Raw genomic sequence first — 22,173 nt, 5'->3', positions numbered from 1 at the left:
CTCCCCTCCGAGTTCAGGACTTCGCGGCTTCCGCGACGCGTTCCGGTTGTTGTTGCTTCGTGTCGGCCTTGGCGTCCATCGTCACGCTCTGCGGCACCACCAGCGCGCCGGGGCGAATGTGCTGCAAGCCGTTGACCACCACGCGTTCGCCGGCCTTCAGGCCCTTGCTCACGACACGCAGCCCGTTGATCGATGCGCCGAGCGTCACTTCGCGGTACATGGCCTTGTTGTCTTCGCCCACGACCATCACGAACTTCTTGTTCTGGTCGGTGCCGATGGCGCGTTCGCTCACCAGCAGCGCGGCGTCGTTGCGTGCCTGGCCCATGCGGATGCGGGCGAACTGGCCGGGAATGAGCGCGCCGTCCTTGTTGTCGAACGAGGCGCGCACGCGCACCGTGCCGCTGCGGGCGTCGACCTGGTTGTCGATCAGTTGCAGCTTGCCGGTGAAGGGCGTGCCCTCGAGGCCGGCGGTGCCCATCTGCACGGGAATGCTCTCGATCTGGCCGCGTGCGCTGGAGCCGCTCGGCAGGTCTTTCAGCGCCCGCGTGATCACTTGCTCATCGGCATCGAAGCTCGCGTAAATCGGGCTCACCGACACCAGCGTGGTCAGCACCGGCGCGCCGGGGCCTGCGGCCACCAGGTTGCCCACGGTCACCTCGAGCTTGCCGATGCGGCCCGACACGGGCGCACGCACCTGCGTATAGCCCAGGTTCAGGCGTGCCGACTGCAGCGACGCTTGCGCGGCACGCAGGTTGGCGTCGGCCTCGCGGCTGGCGTTCACACGCTCGTCATATTCGCGCTGGGCGATGGCCTGCTGGTCCCACAGCCGCTTGGCACGTTCCTGCTCGCTGCGGCTGAACGCCTGGCGGGCCTGGGCCGATGCCACCTGGGCTTCGGCGCGTTCCGCTTCGGCGGCGTACGGTGCGGGATCGATGGTGATCAGCAAGTCGCCCTGCTTCACCAGCGCACCTTCGCGGAAGTGCACCGCCAGCACGGCGCCCGCCACGCGGGAGCGCACGTCGACGCGCTGGACGGCTTCGAGCCGGCCCGAGAACTCGTCCCAGGCATTGATCTCGCTCGAAGCCACGGTCGCGACCGAGACCGGGGTGCCCTGTTGCGCCGCGGCGGGTGCCGTGGCCTCCGCCTTGAAGCTCTGCATGCCCAGCACCGCAGCGGCCACCGCCAGCAGCGCGGTGAGGCCGGTCACTGCGGGCCACAGGCCCTTGCGGGCGACGGAAGACAGGTTTTGCTTATTGTTCGACATGATGGTTCGTCCTTCTCGATGACTTTTTGGGATGCAACAGGCCACCCCGGCGCTTTTGGCACCAGGAGGCGGAATTCGAAAAATGACCGGATTTACCGGTGGGGCCGAGGGGCGGCGTCGCGTCGTCAGCCAGGCTGTCGCGACCGGCCCGCCTAGCTGGGCTTGGGTGCTACCGGAGGCGGCGTGGTGGCACTGAAAAACTCGCGGAAATGCTGCTGCACGCTGGCTTCGCACGCCTTGCAGCCCGAGGGCTCGGGGTCGTACAGCGCCTTGGGCCAGTTCGCGGCACCGGACAACACGGCGCTCGTCACGTCGATGCCGGCCGCGCGCAGGCGCCCGGCAAAGGTCAACGCCTCGTCGCGCATGGCATCGTCCTGCCCCACCAGCACCAGGGCGGGCGCCAGGGCCGACAGCCGGAGCGATCCGCTCGGCACCGCATAGGGATGCATCGCGTTCGAGGGGCAGCTCAGGTACTTTTCCCAGCCCGTGGCCCAGCGGCATTCGGCCGCGTCGTTGGTCGCCTTGCGCAGCGACGCGGTACCCGCGCACGGGTCGAGCATGGGCGACAGCAGGATCTGGCCGGCCACCGGCGGATGTGCGCGGTCGCGGGCGATCAGCGCCACCCCGGCGGCCAGGTTGCCGCCGGCTTCTTCGCCGGCCAGGTACACCTGGGCGCCCTTGCCGCCGAGCTTCACACGTTGCTTGTAGAGCCACTCGAGCGCGGCATAGCCCACCTCGATGGGCTCGGGGAACGGCGACGCGGGCGCCAGCGGATACGCCACCGACACCACCACCGCACCCGCGCCGGCCAGCAGCCGGGCCACGTTGCGCCCGTTGTCCAGGTTGCCGCAAATGAAGGTGCCGCCATGGAAATGCAGCACCAGCGGCACGGTTTCGCCCCGCGGGCGTTGCCCGTAGACCCGGGCGCCCACCGGCTCGCGGCCGGGCAGCTCGATCGAAAGATCGGCTTCCACGCCTTGCGCCGCGGCGAGAGCAGCGGCTTCGGCAGAGCGGGACGATGGACGGGGTGACATGGAGGCAACCTCAGAAGGATTGGCGATAGTCGAAATATAAGGCGACCAGTGCGGCGTTAAACAGGGAACATGCCCCTACTCTGTTTCCAAACGGTGAACAATCCGGGAAACGATAAGGGTTGTCACCTTGTGTGAGAATCCGCTCCCCCCGGCAATGGCCGGGTTCCCAGGAACAGTCATCAATGGATCAAATCCAGGCAATGCGGATCTTTGTCCGCGTGGTGGAAGCAGGCACGTTCACCCGAGCCGCGGATTCGCTCGGCCTGCCCAAGGGGACGGTCACCAAGCAGATCCAGGCGCTGGAATCGCGCCTTCGGGTGAAGCTGCTCAACCGCACCACGCGGCGCGTAACCGTGACGCCCGACGGCGCGGCCTACTACGAACGCGCGGCGCGCCTCTTGAACGACTTCGACGACATCGAAGCCGGCATGACCAACGCGCAAGCCAACCCCACGGGGCGGCTGCGCATCGACGTGGGGACCTCGGTGGCGCGGCTGGTCATCCTGCCCGCGCTGGCCAGCTTCTGCGATCGCTACCCCGAAATCCAGGTCGACCTGGGCGTGAGCGACCGCACGGTCGATCTCATCACCGACAACGTCGACTGCGTGATCCGCGCGGGCGAGCTGAGCGACCAGTCGCTCGTGGCCCGGCGCATCGGCACCCTGCACTTCGTGACCGTGGCGTCGCCGGCCTACGTCAAGCGCTACGGCGTTCCGCAGCACCCGAACGACATCGAGAAGCGCCACCACGTGGTGAGCTACTTTTCGGGCAGCACGCGGCGCGTCTACCCGCACGAGTTCAAGAAGGGCGACGAGACCATCGAACTCAACGGGCCGTACCGCGTGTCGGTCAACGAGAGCAACGCCCACATGGCGGCGGTACTCGGCGGCTTCGGCATTTCGCAGTGCATCACCTTCATGGCCGAGCCGCTCCTGGAAAGCGGCGAACTGATCGAGGTGCTGCCCGACTGGCAACGCGAGCCGCTGCCGATTCACGTGGTCTACCCGCCCAACCGCCACCTGAGCGCCAAGGTGCGGGCGTTCGTGGACTGGGCGGCCGAGCTGTTTGCGAAGAACCCGCGGTTGCAGCGGCGCTGATTCCTTCGCCGCCTGCTTCTCACTCGCCTGAAGCGAACACCGGCTCGCAGCGCACCTCGGTCTTCACCGAGTTGGCAATGAAGCATTCTTCATGCGCCCGGTGGTGCATGTGCTCGATCTGCTCGCGCGTGGGCAGGTTGGCGCCGGAGAACCTGACCTCCGGCCGAAGGGTGACCACCGTCATCGCGAGCTTGCCTTCGGCGTTCTTTTCCATGATGCCGCTAGCCGCGTCGAAGTAACGGTCGACGTTGAACTTGCGCTTCACCGCCATGGTGAGAAACCACAGCATGTGGCAGCTCGACAGCGAAGCGACGAAGGCCTCTTCCGGATCGACCGCCGCCGCGTCCGAAAACGGCAGCGGCACCACGTGCGGCGACGAAGATCCCGGTACCTCCGCACCGCCGTCGAAGCGCATCGAATGCCTTCTGCTGTAGGTGTTGCCGAGAAAGTCCTGGTCGCCTCGCTGCCAGAGGATTTCTGCCGTGTACTGGGCCATGCCGTGCGCTCCAACGTCTATGGGAGCGTCATTCTGCGTCAGAAAACGCCGAGCAGCTTGATCAGCAACGGCACCAGAAGCGCCGTTGCGATGCCGTTCAGCCCCAGGGCCAACGCGGAGAAAGCGCCCGCCGTTTCATTCACCTGGATGGCCCGTGCGGTGCCGATGCCGTGCGCCGCCATGCCCACCGCAAAGCCGCGAACCGCGGGTTCCTTGATGCGCAGCAGGTTCAGCAGGCCCGTGGCCATGATGGCGCCGGAAATGCCCGCAACGGCGGCGGCCACCGCGGCGAGCGAGGGCAACCCGCCGATCTTCTCGGCCACGCCCATCGCGATCGGCATGGTGGCCGACTTGGGTGCGAGGGACATCATCAGTTCGTGCGAGCCGCCGAGCACCCAGGCGATGCCGATGGCCGAGACGATGGCCGCCACCGAGCCCACCAGCAGCGCCACGCCAATCGGCAACCACAGGCGCCGCAGCCGCCCGAACTGGCCGTAGAGCGGCACAGCCAGCGCCACGGTGGCCGGCCCGATCAGAAAGTGCACGAACTTGGCGCCTTCGAAATACGTGTCGTAGGGCGTGCGCGTGACGAGCAGCACCGTCACGATGACGATCACCGATACCAGCACCGGATTGACCAGCGGCCTGCTGCCGCTGCGCTTGTGCAGCCACAGCGCGCCCAGGTAAGCCAGCAGCGTGAGCGACAGCCAGAGCAGCGGCGACTGCGCAAGAAAGACCCAGATCTCGGACAGCTTCGCAGGAGCGGTCATTCCGCCTCCTTGCCGGTGATGCGGATCATCCAGCGCAGCGTGAGCGCGGTCACGGTCATGGTGAAGGCCGCGCCCACGATGCCGGCCGCGAGGAACGGCAGCCATTCGCGCCCTACCCGCTCGAAATGCAGCATGACGCCGGTCACCGCCGGAATGAACAGCAGCATGAGGTTGCGCAGCAGATGGCCGGAGGTTTCGCTCAATGCCTCGGGCACGCCGCCGCGCACGAGGAGCCCGACAAACAGCAGCAGCATGCCGATCAGCGGACCGGGAATCGGCAGGGCCAACCACTGCACGAGCAACTCGCCGGCCAGTTGGCAAAGAAAGAGCGTGGTGATGGCGTAGAGCATGGGGATAGTGTCTTGCTTGTGCGTCCGCTCAATGTTCGGCGCTGAGGGCCGCCCGAGTCCAGGCCTCTTTCAGTGCCTCCTGGCTTTGCGGCTGCAGCACGCCCAGCCGCACGTGGCCCGGCAAGCCGAAGGATGCACAGTCGCGCAGTTTGATGCCTTCGGCGCGCAGCGCGGCGGACAGCTGCGGATACGGCGCATCGGTGCGCGCGCAGAAGAAGTTGGCGTCGCTCGGCAGGCACTGCCATCCCAGCGATTCGCAGACGGCGCGCTGCTGCGCCTTCCACGCTCGCAGGGTGTGCAGGCTTTGCGCGAGCCAGGCTTGTGCTTCGTCGCCGACCCAGGTCTCGAGCAGCGCCACGCCGTGAGTGCCCAACGGCCACGAGGGAGCCAGTTGCTCGAGGCCCTGCATCAGGGGCCCGGCTGCAGTGTCGTCGGGTGCGATGGCGTAGGCGGCGCGAATGCCGGTGAGACCCATCGCCTTGTTCGGCGTCCACAGTTGCCAGACGCGGTTGCGTTGCGCCATATCGAGCGACGCACGGCCTTCGAGGCGCAGCGGCTCGTAGGCCATGTCGAGCACGCAGGTGCTGCCTGCTTCCGCATGCAGCGCGAGACCGCCCTCGGCCTGGCCCAGCGGGCTCGACGGCTCGCAACACCAGCGCAGCGCTGCGCCCCCGCGCGGCTCGGAGTTTCGCAGCACCTGCAAGCCCCAAGCCGATGCCGCACGCTCGTAGTCGCCGTAGCTGTGTGCCGGCAGGCAGACCTCCAGTCCGTCGCCTTGCGCAAACGCAGCGCTGATGCGGTGAATGAACTCGCTCGCACTGGCCGCGATCACGATGCGTTCGGCAGCCACGCCATGAAAGACTGCCAGCGCGCGGCGCAGTGATGTGTAGCCCGGATCTGGATAGTGCGCCGCGTCGGCGGTACGCAGCGCGGCCAGAACGGCCGGGCACGAACCCGCCGCGTTGCCATTGGTCGAGAAATCGTGCCGGGCGGCGCCGGCCTCGTCGGGGCCGCCATGCAGCGCACTGGCCAAAGTCGTTCGTTCCCGTGTCATGTCTACCTCGCTACCGCGACGATAACCAATGATGCACACACAGCCAGTGCCAGCATTGCCCTGCCGCCCCACAGCGCCGAGCGCAGCGTATCGGCCGCTTCAGCCCTCCGCCCTTCGGCGTTCAACGCATACACGCCCGGCTTGGCGAGCCGCACGCCAAGCAGCAACGCCATCGCTGCCATCGGCCAGCCGCTGTTGGGTGAAGGCGTGCGGCGCGCCTCCAGCGCAAGGCCACGGGGCCATTGCCACGCCGCGAGTGCGAGCAGCAGCACGGTGAGCCGTGCCGGCAGCCACGAGAGCACATCGTCGGCGCGCGCGGCCCACTTGCCGAACCACGTCCAATCCCGGCCGTTGCGCTCGCCGCGGTAGCCCCACATAGCGTCGGCCGTGTTGGCGAATCGATAGACCGCCGCGCCCGGCAAGCCCAGCAGCACGAACCAGAACACCGGTGCCACGAGCGAATCGTTGAGGTTCTCGGCCAGCGACTCGATGGCGCTTTCGCGCACCTCACGCTCGCTGAGTGTGGAGACATCCCGGCTCACCAGCCGGGCCAGTTGTGCGCGGCCGGCCTCCAGCGACACCGCCAGCGCCGCCTCGACCGCAAGCACTTCGCCCCGCAGCATGCGCCATGCGAAGAGCGGCTTCAGCGCGAGAGCGAGCACCAGGGCTGTTGCCCAGCCGGGCAACCATCGCACCGCAATGGCCTGCACCGCCAGCGCCACAGTACCTGCCAACACCGCGCCAACGCACCACGCCAGCGCGCCCTTCAGGAACAGCGGCAGATCACGCGGCTTCGCATCGACCGCCTGCGGTGCAATGCGAGTACCGAACCAGCCGAGGTAGTGCCCCATCCACACCACGGGATGCCAGCGCGCCGCGGGCTCGCCCAGCCAGCGATCGATGGCCAACGCAAGCCACAAGGCGGCCGCGGCAGCCAATGGCTCAATCCTCGATGCCGCGCTGTGCGGGAATCCCGGCCTTGAAGGCGTGCTTGACCATGGTCATGTCGGTCACGGTGTCGGCCAGCTCGACGATCTCGGGCGGGCAACGGCGGCCGGTCAGCACCACGTGCACATGCTTCGGCCGCTCACGCAGTGTTTCGAGCACGCCGTCGAGCGGCAGCCAGCCGTAGATCAGCGGATAGGTGATCTCGTCGAGCACCACCAGAAAGAACTCGCCGGAAAGAATGGCCGCCCTGGCCTTTTCCCATCCGTCGCGCGCAAGCTGGCCCGAGCGCTCGAGGTCCTGGCTCTTCCAGCTGAAGCCGTCGCCCAGGCCTTCGATGGGAATGCCGATCTGCTCGAACATGCGGTGCTCGCCGAAACGCGCCGAGGGCACTTTCATGAACTGGTAGATCTTCACAGCCTTGCCGCGGCCGTGCGCGCGCAGCGCAAGGCCGAAGGCGGCGGTGCTCTTGCCCTTGCCGTCGCCGGTGTTGACGATGACGATGCCGCGGCGTTCGCCCTCGGGTTTGTCGTAGGGCTTGTCGCCGGGGGGAGTTTCGATCTGCATGATGTCGTGGGTGTCCTGATGTCGTTAATTCGGCAAGGCGATCCACTGGTCCGCCACGCGGTGCACACGAATGCGGTGGTCGAACACCTGTTCGAGCGCTGCATGGGTGGCCGCGTCGCTGCTGCCGCCGTGGTGCACCACGCGGCCATGGTTCATCACGACCAGCTCATCGGCCGCGAGCGCCATGGGCAGTTCGTGCAGCACGCTGACCACGGTGCGCCCTTCGGCCACCAGCGAGCGAGCAGTCTGCATCCAGTCGGCCTGGTGCGGCGGGTCGAGGTTGGCGAGCGGCTCGTCCATCAGCAGCAGCTCGGCCTCGACCGCGAGCGCGCGGGCCAGCAGCACGCGCTGGCGCTCGCCGCCCGAGAGCTGGCCCAGCGGCCGTTCGCGCCATTCCCAAGCCTGTGTGCTGCGCAATGCGCGCTCCACCGCCTGGCGGTCTTCCGCGCTCGGTGTTGCAAGCCAGCGCTGGTGTGGGAGGCGGCCGAGCATCGCAATGTCGTAGACCATCAGGTCGTCGGCGCTGCCCTCGCCCGCCGCGCCGCTCTGGCCCAGCCACGAAAGGCGCTGCGCGCGAACGCGGCCCGGCACTTTTGCCGCCGCTTCGCCGAACAGAAAAACCTCGCCGCGGTGCGGAAGCAGGCCAGCGAGCGCCTTGAGCAAGGTCGACTTGCCCGCGCCGTTCGGCCCCACGATGCTGGTCCACCGCGCGGCGCCGAGCTTCAGGTCGATGCCGTGCAGCACCTCGGTACTGCCGAGCGTGGCGCTCACGGCGCGCGCCTCGAGCGCCGGAATGTGGCCGCTCATGCCACACCGCCTCGCGCGCTGCGCCTGTGCATCAGCCACAGCAGGTAGCTGCCGCCGAGCACGGCCGTGAGCACGCCGACCGGCAGTTCCTGCGGGGCAATGAGCCAGCGTGCCGCGAGGTCGGCAGACATCAGCAGCAGTCCGCCCATGGCTGTCGACAGCACGATCAACCCGGCATGCGTGGTCTTGACCACGGAGCGCACGAGGTGCGGCGAGGCCAGGCCCACAAAGGCGATCAGGCCGGTTTGCGCCACGGCCGCACCGGTGGCCAGCGCGAGCACCACCACCAGCGCGGCGCGCATGGCGCCCAGCGGCAGGCCAAGGCTCCTTGCAGTCGCCTCGCCCAGCGAAAGGCTGTCGAGCACCGGCGCGAGCGCCCAGCCCAGCAGCAGGCACACCACGCCGGCAGCCGCCATCACGGCGCATGCGCTCCAGCCGACCAGGCCGGTGCTGCCGAGAATGAAGCCCTGGATGGCCTGCAGGACATCGGCCGAGGCGATGGTGATCAGGTCTTTGGCTGCGCCGAGCACCACGCCGACGATCACGCCCGCCAGCAGCAGCCGAAGCGTCTGCTGCACGCCGCGCGCGAGCACCAGCGTGAGCATCACCGCGAGCACCGCCCCCACGAAGGCCGCGCCGGTAAGGCCGAGGCGCAGTGCCCATTGCATGTTTGCAACCGAGCCGCCGAACAGCATGAGCGCCACCGCCACGCCGAGCGAAGCGCCCGATGCACTGCCGAGCAGATAGGGATCGGCCAGCGGATTGCGAAACAGGCCCTGCGCCACCGCGCCCGCGAGCCCGAGCAACGCGCCCGCGAGCCAGGCGCCGAGCGTGCGCGGCAGCCGGATGTCCCACACGATCTGCAGCGCCACCGGGTCGCGCCTTGCCGCCAGCAGGCTTTCGAAACCGGTGCTGCCGATGCCCAGGCCGAGCAGCGCGAACGCAATGCCCAGGCCAAGCAAGGCAATGCCGAAGAGCCAGACCCTGCGCTGATGGTGCGTGTGCATGATGAAGAATTCTTGCGGCTTTAACCGGACTTTTCCGCCAGGCAGCGCGCCATCAACCGTGCGGCCTCGTCCATGCGCGGGCCGGGGCGAACAAGCACGTCGGACTCGTCGGCGCTGAAGCGGCAGATGCGGCCTTCGCGCACCGCGCGAATGCCGCCCCACCCCGGGCGCTGCTCCAGGCCCTGTGCGCTGCGTACGCTGACCATGATGAGATCGGGGTTCGCGCGCACCACGTATTCGGGGTTGAGCTTGGGAAACGGACCGAGCGAAGCCGGCACGATGTTCTTCGCGCCCAGCCGCGCAAGCGTTTCGCCGATGAACGACGACTCGCCGGCCGCAAAAGGTGCGCTGTTGACCTCGAAGTACACGCGCAGGCCCTTCGCGCGGTCGGGCAGCGATTGGGCCGCGGCCGAGACGCTGGCATCGATCACGCGCCACACGTTCGGCGCCTCGCGGGTGCCAAGCACCTGGTCGAGTTTGTCGAGCACGCGCCGCACGTCGGCATGGCTCTTGGGTTCGAGCACCACCACCTTGAGGCCCAGCGCTTCGAGCCGCTGCGTCACGCGGGACGACTTGGCAAGCAGCACCACGTCGGGCCGCAGCGCCACGATGGCCTCGACGTTGGGGTCGATCCCTCCGCCCAGCTGCGGCAACGTGCGCACCGCGCCCGGCGAGTTGGAATAGTTGTCGACACCCACCAGCCGCGAGCAGGCCCCGAGTGCGCAGACCCCTTCGGTCAGTGAAGGCAGCAGCGTGACGATGCGCTGCGGCGGTTGCAGCAGGGTTACCGCAATGCCGCGCTCGTCAACCACCTCGAGAGCGTGCGCGGCCAGCGAAAAAACACCAAGGCCGAGAGCTGCCGAGAAAAATCGAATCCAGTACTTCATCATGCGGCAGGCGCCTTCAAGGTCAACGGCAGTCCGGCCGCCATCAGCGTGACACGGTGGCATGCGGCCGCCACGTCCTGGTTCATGCGGCCCAGCGTATCGACGAATGCTCGCGTTTCCCGGCCGAGCGGAATCACGCCCAGGCCGATCTCGTTGCCGACCAGCACCACCGGCCCGCGCGCCTCGCGCAGCGCGATGAGCAGCATGGCGACGTGGGCCGAAGGCGTTCGCGTGGCCGGCTTTGCGCCCTCCGAGCGCAGCGGCATCAGCAGGTTGGTGAGCCAGAGCGTGAGGCAGTCGACCACCACCAGCGTTTCGGGTGCGCTCTCGGAAACAATCGCGCGTGCCAGCTCGACCGGCTCTTCCACGGTGCGCATGGCCGGCACACGCCGCGCGCGGTCGGCCTGGTGGCGCGTGATGCGCTCGCGCATTTCTTCGTCGAAGGCCTGCGCGGTTGCTATCAGCACCGCACGCCGCGCCGTGGGCGCTTCGGCCATCCAGTCGATGGCACGCTGCTCGGCGCGGCGCGACTTGCCGCTTTTCTGGCCTCCGAGGATGAATTCATGCGCAATGGTCATGGGCATCTTTCTTCCTTTGCGGTTGCCTCGCGGCGAAGTCTACTTACTGCGGCGTCCACTTCAGGCCGATGTAGGCGTTGCGGCCGCCGGTGGCATAGCCGCGTGCCAGCGTGTAGTCCTTGTCGCCCACGTTGTCGACGCGCGCCACCAGCCCGATGTCGCGCGTGATCTGCGTGCTGGCCACGAGGTTTAGCACGGTATAGCCGCTCAGAGTGCGTGTGTTGGCGGCATCGTCGAAGCGCTTGCTCGACGATTGCACCTCGGCGCCCAGCGTCCAGCCGGCAATGCGCCAGTCGGCCCCCAGCGTGCCGTGGCGGCGCGCACGGCGTGCAAGCAGGTTGTCGGTTTCCAGGTCGCGCGGATCCTGGAAGTCCATCGATGCGCGCAGCGTCACGTCGCCGATGCGGTGGCCGCCCGACAGGGTGATGCCCCGGTAGCGCGCGCGCGCCGTGCTGGCGTAGCAGCCAAAGCCGGAATCGCAATTGGTGGCCCCACCGTCGAAAACGATCAGGTCCTTGACACGGTTCTGGTACACGACGATGCCTGCATGCGTGCCGCCGTCGGTGTACCGCAAGCCGAGCTCGACGTTGCGGCTCGACTCGGGCTTGAGGGTCGGCGTGCCGTATTCGCTGAAGCGCTGGTACAGCGTGGGTGCGCGGAACGCGGTTCCGGCCGACACGGTGGCGCGCAACTTCGGCGTGATGGCGTAGCCGTAGGCGGCGCTGCCGGTGGTCTTGCCGCCGAATTCGCTGTCGTCGTCATGCCGCACATGCAACTGGAGCGAATGCGCGCCCTGCACGAAACCGTAGCCCAGCGAAACCGCATCCTGCGAACGCTTGCGCGACAGCAGGCCGGTGAAGGTGGTCGGTGCGTTCTCGAGCGCGTCTTCACGGCGTTCGAGAGTGGCCGTCACCAGGTGCGGGCCAAAGCGGAATTCGTTCTGGAACAGGTAGCCGCGAAGATTCGTCTCGGTGCGGTAGAACGAAGGCTGCGTCTTGTAGACCGATTGCGAATCGGTAATCTGCACGCGCGTGCTGTAGATGTCGTTCCACTTGGCGGACCACGAAAGCCCCGCGGTGCGCAGCGTGTTCTGGGAAACGTCGTTGGCAAACCGGATCGGCGGCCGGGCCCTGGTGCTGACCGGCGAGTCGTAGCCCGCTTCGGTGTCGCTGTAGAGCAGCGTGGCCTCGAGCCGCTGGGCCGGGTTGATCTGGTAGCCGAGCCGCAGGTTGCCGGAGTCATTGCGGTATCCGTCGCGGTCGGGGTTCGTCAAGCCGTCCCTCGAAGGCGTGCGCTTTTCGATCGGCAGCGCGTTGAAACCCTTGCTCTCTTCATGCGCAACACCCAGCGAATAGTCGAACGCGCCCGACTTTCCGCTCACGCCCGCTTCCGCCTTGCGAAGGCCATGGCTGCCGAACCCGATGCCCGCATAGGGCGCCACGCCTTCTTCGCCGCGGCGGGTAAAGAGCTGAATCACGCCGCCCACGGCGTCGGAGCCGTACACCGCCGCAGCGGGGCCGCGCAGCACTTCGATGCGGTCGATCTGCGCGAGGGGAATGCCCTCCCAGCCGGCGCCGCCGGTCGATTGCGAATCGATGCGCACCCCGTCGATGTACACGGCGGTGAAGCGCGTGTCTGCACCGCGGATGAACAGGCTGGTGGTGCTGCCCAGGCCGCCGTTGCGCGTGATCTCTATGCCGGGCAGGCGCGCCAGCACGTCGGCCACGCCGACGGCGCCGCTGCGCTCGATGGTCTGGCGGTCGATGATGGACACGTCGCCCACCAGGTCCGACAGGGCTTGCGGCGTGCGGTTGGCCGTGACCACGGTCTCGCCGAGCGCGGGCGCTTCTTGCTGGGCATGCGCTGCCGAGGGCAACTGAATCAATGCCAGGCCGCCGAAAGCGGAGGCCAGCGCAAGCGGCAGGCAGGCAAGGCGGCGACGGCGCGCGGGAGCACGGCCGAGGGAAAGGGGAACGCAGGAAATCATGATGGACCGAACGAACGTCTATGCCCGTCGCCGGCCTCCCCGCCAGCGTTTGGGCGCAATGGCTGCCTCGTGCGTCGACAATCGATCGCGCATGCGGCAGCCGCCTCGTTGGCCGGTATCCGGGCTGGCAGTGCGACCTCACCGCCTTCCCAGGCGCCTGTTTCAGGGCGCCCAGTGGCTTGATGGATGAGGTTGACGCTTGCGGCGTCGACTGCTTGACCGTTGCGGGGGCAGCGCAGGCGGCTTCGGCCTTGTCCCGCTTCCGGGGGCGTTCACTCCTGCTTCCCGTTGAACCGCGGCGTGTGAACCACGACGCAGGCACCAACGGGCGGGATTCTAGGGCCTCTCGCCGGCGCAGTAAGCCAAAAGTTGCGCAGCTTGTTGTTCCGTTTGCTGCGGAAAGTTTGGAAAGGCATCGCGCAGGCCGCAGAATCCGTCCCGGTTCCTCGCCGCGCGCAGCGCCCCGGGGACCGCCTCCCCGGGAAACTACAATCGCCAACCATGCCCGCCTCCAGCCCTATCGACCAGATCGCCGAGCGTGTGGAACGCCTGCTCGTGCGTCATGAAGAGGTGCAGCGCACCAATGCGCTGCTGCAGGAGCAGGTCGAAGCGCTCACGCGCGAACGCGATGCGCTGAAGTCGCGGCTCGCCGCGGCGCGCACCCGCCTCGATGCCCTGCTCGAGCGGCTGCCGGCCGAACCACCTTCCGAAGACTCTCCCGCATGAAGCAGATTGAAGTTCAGATCATGGGCCAGAGCTATTTGCTCGGTTGTCCCGAGGGCGGCGAGGCGCAGTTGCGCGAAGCCGTCGACCGCGTGGACGCAGCCATGTGCAAGATCCGCGATGCGGGCAAGGTGAAGGCACGCGACCGTATCGCCGTGCTTGCCTCCCTGAACCTGGCTTTCGACCTGGCCGCGCAGCAGGCCGCCGCTGCGGCCGCGCCGGTTCCGGCAGCTACCACTACAGCTGCGGCATCTTCCGCGGGAGATGCCGGCGAAGCCGACGCCAAGGCCGCCCAACTCATTCAGAAACTCGATCAAGCCCTTGCGGGCGATGACCATTTACTCTGAGCAGAGACGCGCGGCCCGTCGGAGGCGTAAAATCCGAACTGTCTGCGGTGCGCGTCGGGCTTAATATTTCCTTGTTCCAATGCTCTCCGGAGCCGGGCTTGGTACATCGCTTGACGGGCGTGATCATCTCGCGTTAGATGAACCCGAAGTCTTGCTGCCCTCGCCCACCTGAACCCTGGTTCAGGATGCGGGTTCGGCGCCCACTTGCAGACACCTTTTTTCGTTCATACGGCCCCGGCACGCGCTGCACGGGGCCGTTGCTTTTTTTCAAGGCCCCGCTGCGTGAACTCCCTGCTCGACCCCCTCCTGATCGCCGAATTGGCCGCACTCGGCCTGGGCACCGGTTTTCTGGCGGGGCTGCTCGGCATCGGCGGCGGGATGCTCATGGTGCCGTTCATCACGATCATCATGGGGCACCGCGGAGTCGCTTCCGATCTTGCCGTGAAGATGGCCATTGCCACTTCGATGGCGACGATCATCTTCACCTCGGTGTCGAGCGTGCGCGCGCACCACAAGCGCGGCGCGGTGCGCTGGGACATCGTGCGGCGCCTGGCGCCCGGCATCGTCATCGGCAGCCTGCTGGGCAGCCTGGGCGTGTTCTCGCTGCTCAAGGGCACGGTGCTGGCCATCGTGTTCGCGTTGTTCGTGGGCTTCTCCGCAACGCAGATGTTTCTCGACCGTAAGCCCAAGCCCACGCGCCAGATGCCGGGCACGGCGGGCCAGCTCTCGGCGGGCGGCGCCATCGGCTTCATTTCGGGCCTGGTCGGCGCAGGCGGCGGCTTTGTCAGCGTGCCGTTCATGACCTGGTGCAATATTTCTATCCACAACGCCGTGGCCACCAGCGCCGCGCTCGGCTTCCCGATTGCGGTGGCCAACGTGCTGGGCTACGTGGTGAGCGGACAGTCGGTGCAAGGCCTCCCGGAAGGTTCCTTCGGCTACATCTGGCTGCCCGCGCTCGCGGTCATTGCGGTGTGCAGCGTGCTCACCGCGCCGCTGGGCGCGAGGGCGGCGCACAACCTGCCGGTGAAGAAGCTCAAGCGCGTGTTCGCGAGCATCCTGTACCTGCTGGCCGCCTACATGCTCTGGAAGGGGCTGCAGGGCTGAGCCATCGCGCAGCTTCGCACACTGCGCGGCTCTTCGAGCGAAAGCCCCTTGGGTCTCGGGTGAGACCCGTTGCGGCAGGCAAGCGCGGGCCGTATAACGGCCTCATGAAAATCCTCATCGCAGTCGACGGCAGCGCCTATACGCAAAAGGCGCTCAACTACTTGCTCGCCAACCGCGCCATGTTCGTGGACGGGCATGAGCTGGTCATCGTGCATGTGTGCACCGGCATCTCGGGCCACGTGGCGCGCCACCTCAGCAAAGAGGTGGTCGACGAGTACTACGCCGAAGAGAGCGCCAAGGTGCTCGACCCCGTGAAGGCATTGTTCGCACAGAACAACCTGAGCAACTTCACCATCGACAAGCGCCACGGCCATGCGGCCGAGGAAATTCTCAAGTCGGCAACTGCGGCGCATGCCCAGCTGATCGTGCTCGGCACCCACGGCCACGGCATTTTTGGCCGTGCGCTGATGGGCTCGGTGGCCACCAAGGTCATTTCCGAGACCGACACTTCGGTGCTGCTGGTGCAGTAACCCGGCGAAGGCCGCGCCTTCTTTTTTTATTGTTATTGAACGCGCTGCTGCCGCCACTCGCGCGGCGAGCAGCCGAAGCGTTCGCGGAATGCGCGGCTGAAGTGCGCCGCATCGTTGAAGCCGCGGCTGTAGGCAACGTCGGCCACCGGCCGGCCGGCAAGGCGCGGCTCGAGCAGGTCGCGGCTGCAGGCTTCGAGCCGGCGCTCCCAGATGTACTGCGAAGGCGTGAGCGGCTCGCTCTTGAAGATGCGGTGAATGTGGCTGGCTGAAACGCCCAGCTCCGCCGCGAGGCTTCCCACCGAGAGAGACGGATCCGCCAGCTGCTCGTCGATGCGCCGCTTCACGCGGGCCAGGTGATACGCCGTGAGATTGCTGACACCCGGCGCGCGCGCCGCGGGCAGCGTCTGCAGCCCTGCCACCAGAATGCTCTGCACCCCGTTGGCCACCGCGAGTGCCGACGCAGGCTGCAAGGTGTCGATATCTTCGCGCAGCGTGCGGATCATGCCGAGCAGCAGGTGCCCCGCGCCTTCGCGGCCCGACACGGTGGTGGCCGTCAATGCCTCGGTGTCGTGCAGTTCGCTGCGCAGGCGTTCGCCGGGCAGCTTGAGCACGATTTGCTCGAACGCGTTGTCGAACAGCAATTCGTAGGGCCGGGTGCTGTCGTACAGCGCAAAGTCGCCCGCCGCCAGCACGGCGTCGCGCCCGTCCTGCCGCACCACGCCCTGGCCGCGCGCCTGGATGCTGACCAGGAAGTAATCGTCGCCCGAACGCGAGATGTGTCCCGGCGTGCGCATGACCTTCTGCGGACCCGACTTGACCACCGACACGTCGAGGCTCGGCAGCGTGTGCTGGCGGATGCTGCCTTCGAAGTTGCCCATGTCGTCTTCGCGCACCGCGTCGCACCCTAGCTGCACGTAGACGTTGCAGATCATGTCGGTCCAGTAGGCGAGCCGCTGGTTGCGAGGGACGGCATCGGTGCTGAGCAACTGGTTCATCGGGGCTCCTCGGATTCCTGGGAAAGTCGGCATGCAACGCTGGAACAAGAACGCCGCAAGTTCAGGTCAAGGCGTTCCGCGGCGGCGAATCTACGCTTGAAGCAACCCGCATGCCACCACGCAAACCCGGTGCAAGGTGTGCGAAGTTGTTTCTTTCACCACCCCGCTTCTGGAGACCCGCCATGCCCGCCACCGTTCATCCCAAACTCCGCGTTGCCGCCGTGCAGGCCGCGCCTGTGTTCCTCGACCTCGACGGCACCATCGACAAGACCATCGACCTCATGGCCCAGGCCGCCGGCCAGGGCGTGAAGCTCATTGCCTTTCCCGAAACCTGGGTGCCCGGCTACCCGTGGTGGATCTGGCTCGACTCACCCGCCTGGGGCATGCAGTTCGTTCAGCGCTACCACGACAACGCACTGGTCGTCGGCTCGGGCGAGTTCGACCGCATCAGGGATGCCGCGCGCAAGCACAAGATCTGGGTTTCGCTCGGCTACAGCGAAAAGGCCGCGGGCAGCCTCTACATTGCGCAGGCGCTGATCGACGACCAGGGCAACACCGTGCAGACGCGCCGCAAGCTCAAGCCCACGCACGTGGAGCGCACCGTGTTCGGTGAAGGCGACGGCTCCGACCTGGCCGTGGTCGAAACACCCATCGGCAACATCGGGTCGCTCTCGTGCTGGGAGCACCTGCAGCCGCTCAGCAAATACGCGATGTATGCGCAGAACGAGCAGATCCACTGCGGCGCCTGGCCCAGTTTTTCGCTCTACCGCGGTGCGGCCTACGCACTCGGCCCCGAGCTCAACAATGCCGCGAGCCAGGTGTACGCGGCGGAGGGCCAGTGCTTCGTCATTGCGCCGTGCGCCACCGTTTCGCAGGCGATGAGCGACCTGATGTGCACCGATGCGGGCAAGCGGCAGATGCTGGGCGTCGGCGGCGGCTTTGCCCGCATCTACGCACCCGATGGCTCGCCGCTCGGCACGCCGCTGGCCGAAGACCAGGAAGGGCTGGTGATCGCCGATATCGACCTGGGAATGATCGCGCTCTCCAAGGCGGCGGCCGACCCGAGCGGCCACTATTCGCGGCCTGACGTGACGCAGCTGCTGTTGAACAAGACGCGCCGCGAGCCCGTGGTGCTGCAGCGCGCGCCCGAAGTCGAAGGCGGCGCGTTCGAAGCCATCGTCGCCACGCCCGAGCCGGCAGCGGTGCCGCGCCAGCAGCCGCTGGCCGCCTGAAGCACCGGAGCCACGCCATGGAATCCGCCATTGCCGAGCACCTGAAATGTCCCCGCACGCGCCATCGCCGCGTGGAGGACGACTATGCGCCGCCCTACCCCGTCTGGTCGGCGCGCGCGCCGGCCGCGGTCAGGCAGGTCGTGATGGGCTATTTCGGCGTGCAGTCGCGCGGCGCCGGAATGCAGGGCCGCGCATGTGCGGCGCTGATGAAGATCGCGAGCGGCTTTGCCCTGCCCGACGGCCCCGGCCACCACGACTTCGCACACCAAGTCGACGCCGACGGCTACGACAACATGATGGCCATCGCCTACTGGGACGACCCTGCCGCCCATGCGCGCTGGTGCGCGACGCCCGAGATCGATGCATGGTGGCGGTCCGAAGAACGGTTGGCGGACGGCCTCGGCTACTTTCGCGAAGTGGTGTCGCCACGCGCCGAGCATTTCGAGACCATGTTCAACACGCCGGACCGCCTCGAAGGCGTGGGCGTGGTGATGGGCGGCGTGAGCGGCGAGTTGCAGGAACACGGCTACTGGGGTTCGATGCGCGACCGCATTCCGTTGTCGCAGACCGATGCCATGGCACCTTCGGGCACGCGCACCATCATTGCGGGCGCTCCCATGCCGGGGCAGCGCGTGCGCGTCGCGGGCCACGAGCACATCGCGATGATCCGCTCCGGCCAGGAGTGGGCCGACACCAACGGCCAGGAACGCACGCTCTACCTCGAAGAGATGGAACCCGTGCTGCGCGAGGGCATGGACTTCCTGCGCGACCAGGGCCTGGGCATCGGCTGCTACAGCAACCGCTACATGAGCCACCTCGACGCCAAGGGCTCGCCGCTGGAGAAATCGTTCGGCCTGAGCTTCTGGCGCTCGCTCGCCGACATGGAGCGCTGGGCCGAGTCGCATCCCACGCACGTTGCCATCTTCGGCAGCTTCATGCGCTACGTGCAGGCGCTGAACTTCCAGCTGCAGCTGCGCGTGTACCACGAGGTGTCGGTGCTGAAGGCCGACGAGCAGAGCTACGAGTACATCAACTGCCACGCCCGCAGCGGGCTCATGAACGGGTTGGGCACAACGTAGAAAAAGCGCCCGCTCGGCGATTGCTTTAGGATGCGCGGCCCTATCCAAAAGGCAAGGACCCGACCATGTGGAGCGATCTCGACAGCCTCGTCGAAGCCTCGATGCAGGAATGGAAAGTACCCGGGCTCGCGCTGGCCGTCATCCAGGACGGCGAGATCGCCGTGCTCAAGGGCTACGGCGTGCGCGACACCGACACGGGCCTGCCCGTGACGATAGACACGCAGTTCCTGCTGTGCTCGATCACCAAGTCGTTCACCGCGGCCGGGCTCGGCCTGCTGGTCGACGAGCGCAAGCTCGACTGGGCCCGGCCGGTGCGCGACGTGATCCCCGAATTTCGCCTGCACGACCCCGTGGCAACCGAACGGCTGACCGTGCGCGATCTGCTGTGCCACCACAGCGGGCTGCCGCGGCACGACTGGATCCACATGCCCGGCGACCTGAGCAACGCGCAGATGCTGGCTGCGCTCAGGCACCTTGCACCGAACAAGGACCTGCGCGACACCTTCCAGTATTCGAACCTCGGCTACCTGGTCGCCGGAATGATCACCGAGCGCATCAGCGGCCAGAGCTACCAAGACTTCACCACCGAGCGCCTGATGACGCCCCTAGATTTCAACCACTTCGGGTTCTCCATCGAAGCGCTCGGCGCAGCCGAAGACGCCGCCCGTCCGCATGCGATGGATGGCGACGAACGCCACCGCACACCGCTGTCGCCCATTCGCGCCGTGCCTGCCGGCGGCATCAACGCCTCGGTTGCCGACCTGGCGAAATGGGCTCGCTTCCTGCTCGACGGCAAGGTGGACGGCCGCCAGCTGCTGTCGGCCCAGGCGCTGCGCGAAATGACGACGCCCCGCGTGCACATGGGCCGTTCCGAGTTCACCGAGATCGGCGACTCGCACTACGGCCTTGGGCTCTTCTGCGAGCAATACCGCGGCGAGCGCACCATTGCGCACTCGGGCTCCTGGACCGGCTGGAGCACGCTCATGACGATGCAGCCCGACCGCCGCGCGGGCGTGGTGGTGCTGACCAACCGCACGCCGGGCAGCACCACCGCCATCCTCACCTACGCAGTGCTCGACCGCATCTGCGGCCGCGAGCCGGTCGACTGGTTCGGCCGGTTGGTGCCGCGGCGCAAACAGGCACTGGAGCAGCTGGTCATCGACAAGAAAGCCAAGGCGGAAGTCCGCCGAAGCGGAACCCGGCCGAGCCACGCGCTCGAAGACTATGCCGGCGGCTACGAACACCCCGCCTACGGACGGATCCGCATCGACCGGGAAGCCGATGGGCTTGCGTGGCGCTGGCGCGGCGTCGAAGAACCGCTCGAGCACCGCCACTACGACGTGTTCATCACCCCCGACAGGCCGACGGTACTGCACCCCAGCAACCGGACACTCACCTTCCGCTACGACCGGCAAGGGCGCATCGATCACGTCGAGATTCCTCTCGAGGAGATGGTGGACGACATCGTGTTCCGCCGTGTCGCGGCCGGCGACGTGCTGGACCCGGCGTTTCGCCGGCTGTGCGCCGGCGACTATCTGCACAGCGGCCGCATCATCGAGATCAGGCTCGACGCCCAGGGCGAACTCGGCATGACCATTCCGGGCCAGCCGACCTACCGGCTGCTTCCGGCCGATGGACGCAGCTTCAACGTCGACACGCTCGAAGGCTACGGCGTGGAGTTCCGCCGGCCTGCACCCGATGCGGTGGACGCGATGATCTTTCACGAACCGCGCACCACCGCCCTTGCACCACGGGCGGCGAAGGCGGCGAAAACCTAGGCGAACAACCCCTTGTGCTGCTCGCGCAGCAGCGCCTTCTGCACCTTGCCCATGGTGTTGCGCGGCAACTCGTTCACGACAAAGCAGCGCTTCGGTATCTTGAAGTTCGCGAGCTTCGACTTGAGTTCCGCCACGATGGCCTCGGCATCCAGCGCCCCGCCGGCCTTGGCAATGACGATGGCCACGCCCACCTCGCCGAAGTCGGGGTGCGGCACGCCGACCACCGCGCTCTCGGCCACGCCGGGCAGCTCGTTGATGTAGCCCTCGATCTCGGCCGGATAGACGTTGTAGCCGCCGCTGATGATCAAGTCCTTGCTGCGCCCGACGATGGTGATGTAGCCCCGGCCGTCGATCTTGCCGACGTCGCCGGTCTTGAAGAAACCGTCGACGGTGAATTCTTCTTTCGTTTTCTCCGGCATGCGCCAGTAGCCCGCGAACACGTTCGGGCCGCTGACTTCGATGTTGCCGATCTCGTCGGTGGTGCAGTCACGGCCGCCGTCGTCGCGTACGCGCAGCTGCACGCCCGGCAGCGCAAAGCCGACCGTGCCGCCCCGGCGCTCGCCCTGGGCCGGGGTGTAGGGGTTGGAGGCGAGCATCACGGTCTCGCTCATGCCGTAGCGCTCGAGAATGGTGTGGCCCGTGCGCTCACGCCATTCGTCGAAGGTTTCGATGAGCAGCGGCGCGGAGCCCGCGACGAACAGCCGCATGTTGCGCACCGCTTCGCGCGTGAGCCCCGGCTCGGCCAGGAGCCGCACGTAGAGCGTGGGCACGCCCATGAACACGGTGGCTTCGGGCAGCTTCTCGACCACGCGCTTGGGGTCGAATTTCGAGAACCAGATCATCTTGCTGCCGTTGAGCAGCGCACCATGCAACGCAACGAAAAGGCCATGCACGTGGAAGATGGGCAGCGCGTGGATCAGCACGTCGCCCTGGGTCCAGCCCCAGTAGTCCTTGAGCACCTCGGCGTTCGACAGCAGGTTGCCATGCGTGAGCATGGCGCCCTTGCTCCGGCCGGTGGTGCCGCTGGTGTAAAGGATGGCGGCCAGGTCGTCCGCTTTTTTGTGGGCCACCGCATGCCGGTCGCTGCATTGGGCGGCAACCTCCAGCAGCGTGCCAGTGCGGTTGTCGTCCAGCGTGAACACGTGCCGGGTACCGGCCGCATTGGCGATGGGCCCGACCCACGAGGCGTTGCGGCTGGTGCAGACCACCACCGCGGGCTCGGCATTGCCGATGAAGTATTCGATCTCGGCGCTTTGGTAGGCGGTGTTGAGCGGCAGGAACACATAGCCGGCACGCAGCGTGGCGAGATACAGGATCATCGCCTCGACCGACTTCTCGACCTGCACCGCGATGCGGGCGCCCTCTTCCAGGCCCAGCGCGCCGAGCAGGTTGGCGATCATCGCGCTGGCGCGGTCGAGATCTCGCCACGAATAGAACAGGCCGTTGTCGGTTTCGACGGCAATGCTGTCGAGATCGGCGGGAAAGGCCGCACGCAGGGCGGCAAACAGGTTGGGGTTGGCTTTCGTCTTCATCGGGCGGGTC

23 protein-coding genes and 1 riboswitch are annotated in these 22,173 nt (G+C 67.2%); of the genes, 8 read left to right on the top strand and 15 right to left on the bottom strand.

Features of this window, described 5'->3' with window-relative positions; genetic code table 11:
* Window positions 1-13: 13 nt before the first annotated feature.
* Together ABIC94_RS04155 and ABIC94_RS04150 are read right to left on the bottom strand one after the other, a co-directional pair.
* Complete coding sequence (locus ABIC94_RS04155) at window positions 14-1,264, bottom strand: efflux RND transporter periplasmic adaptor subunit (protein ID WP_354371526.1); 1,251 nt, start codon at window positions 1,262-1,264, stop codon at window positions 14-16.
* Between the two features lie 152 nt (window positions 1,265-1,416).
* The gene (locus tag ABIC94_RS04150) at window positions 1,417-2,298 is read right to left on the bottom strand and encodes an alpha/beta hydrolase (protein WP_354371524.1); all 882 of its coding nucleotides are present in this window, start codon (window positions 2,296-2,298) and stop codon (window positions 1,417-1,419) included.
* A 182-nt stretch (window positions 2,299-2,480) separates the two neighbouring features.
* Here ABIC94_RS04150 and ABIC94_RS04145 point away from each other — a divergent pair, with 182 nt between their 5' ends.
* Window positions 2,481-3,395, top strand: coding sequence for a LysR family transcriptional regulator (locus ABIC94_RS04145; protein ID WP_354371522.1), 915 nt, complete (start codon window positions 2,481-2,483; stop codon window positions 3,393-3,395).
* Window positions 3,396-3,414: 19 nt separating this feature from the next.
* Here ABIC94_RS04145 and ABIC94_RS04140 read toward each other — a convergent pair whose 3' ends face one another.
* From ABIC94_RS04140 to ABIC94_RS04090, 11 genes are read right to left on the bottom strand one after another with little or no spacing between them, the layout of a single operon-like run.
* Window positions 3,415-3,891 (bottom strand): OsmC family protein, encoded by a 477-nt coding sequence (locus ABIC94_RS04140; protein ID WP_354371521.1) that lies wholly within the window; start codon window positions 3,889-3,891, stop codon window positions 3,415-3,417.
* Window positions 3,892-3,929: 38 nt separating this feature from the next.
* Window positions 3,930-4,661 carry an LrgB family protein gene (locus ABIC94_RS04135; RefSeq protein ID WP_354371519.1) on the bottom strand — a complete coding sequence of 244 codons (732 nt, stop codon included), beginning with the start codon at window positions 4,659-4,661 and terminating at the stop codon, window positions 3,930-3,932.
* Entirely contained in the window at window positions 4,658-5,011 is a 354-nt protein-coding gene (locus ABIC94_RS04130) for a CidA/LrgA family protein (RefSeq protein WP_354371518.1), read from the bottom strand. The genes ABIC94_RS04135 and ABIC94_RS04130 overlap by 4 nt, the downstream gene beginning before the upstream one ends.
* A gap of 28 nt (window positions 5,012-5,039) precedes the next feature.
* Window positions 5,040-6,065: an aminotransferase class I/II-fold pyridoxal phosphate-dependent enzyme gene (locus ABIC94_RS04125; RefSeq protein ID WP_354371516.1), complete on the bottom strand. Its 1,026-nt coding sequence runs from the start codon at window positions 6,063-6,065 to the stop codon at window positions 5,040-5,042.
* A 2-nt stretch (window positions 6,066-6,067) separates the two neighbouring features.
* Entirely contained in the window at window positions 6,068-7,003 is a 936-nt protein-coding gene (gene cbiB, locus ABIC94_RS04120; protein ID WP_354371514.1) for an adenosylcobinamide-phosphate synthase CbiB, read from the bottom strand.
* Window positions 7,004-7,007: 4 nt separating this feature from the next.
* The gene (gene cobO, locus ABIC94_RS04115) at window positions 7,008-7,577 is read right to left on the bottom strand and encodes a cob(I)yrinic acid a,c-diamide adenosyltransferase (protein ID WP_354371513.1); all 570 of its coding nucleotides are present in this window, start codon (window positions 7,575-7,577) and stop codon (window positions 7,008-7,010) included.
* Window positions 7,578-7,601: 24 nt separating this feature from the next.
* Window positions 7,602-8,384 carry an ABC transporter ATP-binding protein gene (locus ABIC94_RS04110; RefSeq protein ID WP_354371511.1) on the bottom strand — a complete coding sequence of 261 codons (783 nt, stop codon included), beginning with the start codon at window positions 8,382-8,384 and terminating at the stop codon, window positions 7,602-7,604.
* Window positions 8,381-9,391: a FecCD family ABC transporter permease gene (locus ABIC94_RS04105; RefSeq protein WP_354371509.1), complete on the bottom strand. Its 1,011-nt coding sequence runs from the start codon at window positions 9,389-9,391 to the stop codon at window positions 8,381-8,383. The genes ABIC94_RS04110 and ABIC94_RS04105 overlap by 4 nt, the downstream gene beginning before the upstream one ends.
* A 20-nt stretch (window positions 9,392-9,411) precedes the next feature.
* Window positions 9,412-10,281 (bottom strand): ABC transporter substrate-binding protein, encoded by an 870-nt coding sequence (locus tag ABIC94_RS04100; RefSeq protein ID WP_354371507.1) that lies wholly within the window; start codon window positions 10,279-10,281, stop codon window positions 9,412-9,414.
* Complete coding sequence (locus ABIC94_RS04095) at window positions 10,278-10,856, bottom strand: bifunctional adenosylcobinamide kinase/adenosylcobinamide-phosphate guanylyltransferase (protein ID WP_354372021.1); 579 nt, start codon at window positions 10,854-10,856, stop codon at window positions 10,278-10,280. The genes ABIC94_RS04100 and ABIC94_RS04095 overlap by 4 nt, the downstream gene beginning before the upstream one ends.
* 43 nt (window positions 10,857-10,899) lie before the next feature.
* Window positions 10,900-12,843: a TonB-dependent receptor domain-containing protein gene (locus ABIC94_RS04090; protein ID WP_354371506.1), complete on the bottom strand. Its 1,944-nt coding sequence runs from the start codon at window positions 12,841-12,843 to the stop codon at window positions 10,900-10,902.
* 93 nt (window positions 12,844-12,936) lie between these two features.
* Window positions 12,937-13,183, bottom strand: a riboswitch (cobalamin riboswitch).
* A 161-nt stretch (window positions 13,184-13,344) separates the two neighbouring features.
* On the opposite strand from ABIC94_RS04090, the gene ABIC94_RS04085 reads away from it, so the two are divergent.
* The 4 genes from ABIC94_RS04085 (at window position 13,345) to ABIC94_RS04070 (ending at window position 15,547) form a co-directional block, all read left to right on the top strand.
* Window positions 13,345-13,569 carry a DUF904 domain-containing protein gene (locus tag ABIC94_RS04085; RefSeq protein ID WP_093023459.1) on the top strand — a complete coding sequence of 75 codons (225 nt, stop codon included), beginning with the start codon at window positions 13,345-13,347 and terminating at the stop codon, window positions 13,567-13,569.
* On the top strand, window positions 13,566-13,913 hold the full coding sequence (locus ABIC94_RS04080) for a cell division protein ZapA (RefSeq protein WP_354371504.1): 348 nt from the start codon (window positions 13,566-13,568) through the stop codon (window positions 13,911-13,913). Before ABIC94_RS04085 ends, ABIC94_RS04080 begins: the two co-directional genes overlap by 4 nt.
* A 282-nt stretch (window positions 13,914-14,195) precedes the next feature.
* A complete protein-coding gene (locus tag ABIC94_RS04075; RefSeq protein WP_354371502.1) occupies window positions 14,196-15,017 on the top strand; it encodes a sulfite exporter TauE/SafE family protein in 822 nt (273 codons plus the stop codon).
* 104 nt (window positions 15,018-15,121) lie between these two features.
* Entirely contained in the window at window positions 15,122-15,547 is a 426-nt protein-coding gene (locus ABIC94_RS04070) for a universal stress protein (protein WP_354371501.1), read from the top strand.
* A 32-nt stretch (window positions 15,548-15,579) separates the two neighbouring features.
* Here ABIC94_RS04070 and ABIC94_RS04065 read toward each other — a convergent pair whose 3' ends face one another.
* Window positions 15,580-16,542 (bottom strand): helix-turn-helix domain-containing protein, encoded by a 963-nt coding sequence (locus ABIC94_RS04065; protein WP_354371500.1) that lies wholly within the window; start codon window positions 16,540-16,542, stop codon window positions 15,580-15,582.
* A gap of 182 nt (window positions 16,543-16,724) precedes the next feature.
* Here ABIC94_RS04065 and ABIC94_RS04060 point away from each other — a divergent pair, with 182 nt between their 5' ends.
* The 3 genes from ABIC94_RS04060 to ABIC94_RS04050 all read left to right on the top strand — a co-directional run bounded on the left by ABIC94_RS04060 (window position 16,725) and on the right by ABIC94_RS04050 (window position 20,631).
* Window positions 16,725-17,774: a carbon-nitrogen hydrolase family protein gene (locus tag ABIC94_RS04060; RefSeq protein ID WP_354371499.1), complete on the top strand. Its 1,050-nt coding sequence runs from the start codon at window positions 16,725-16,727 to the stop codon at window positions 17,772-17,774.
* Window positions 17,775-17,791: 17 nt separating this feature from the next.
* Complete coding sequence (locus ABIC94_RS04055; protein ID WP_354371498.1) at window positions 17,792-18,853, top strand: phenylacetaldoxime dehydratase family protein; 1,062 nt, start codon at window positions 17,792-17,794, stop codon at window positions 18,851-18,853.
* Window positions 18,854-18,918: 65 nt separating this feature from the next.
* On the top strand, window positions 18,919-20,631 hold the full coding sequence (locus tag ABIC94_RS04050; RefSeq protein ID WP_354371496.1) for a serine hydrolase: 1,713 nt from the start codon (window positions 18,919-18,921) through the stop codon (window positions 20,629-20,631).
* Here the strand turns inward: ABIC94_RS04050 and ABIC94_RS04045 are convergent.
* Window positions 20,628-22,163 carry a malonate--CoA ligase gene (locus tag ABIC94_RS04045; protein WP_354371494.1) on the bottom strand — a complete coding sequence of 512 codons (1,536 nt, stop codon included), beginning with the start codon at window positions 22,161-22,163 and terminating at the stop codon, window positions 20,628-20,630. The two genes, ABIC94_RS04050 and ABIC94_RS04045, sit on opposite strands and share 4 nt — an antisense overlap.
* Between the last annotated feature and the right edge of the window lie 10 nt (window positions 22,164-22,173).

This window comes from Variovorax paradoxus, from assembly GCF_040544635.1.
Taxonomy (GTDB): domain Bacteria; phylum Pseudomonadota; class Gammaproteobacteria; order Burkholderiales; family Burkholderiaceae_C; genus Variovorax; species Variovorax paradoxus_R.
The sequence above is the reverse complement of the archived record's forward strand: the minus strand, read 5'-3'. Positions and strand labels throughout refer to the sequence as shown.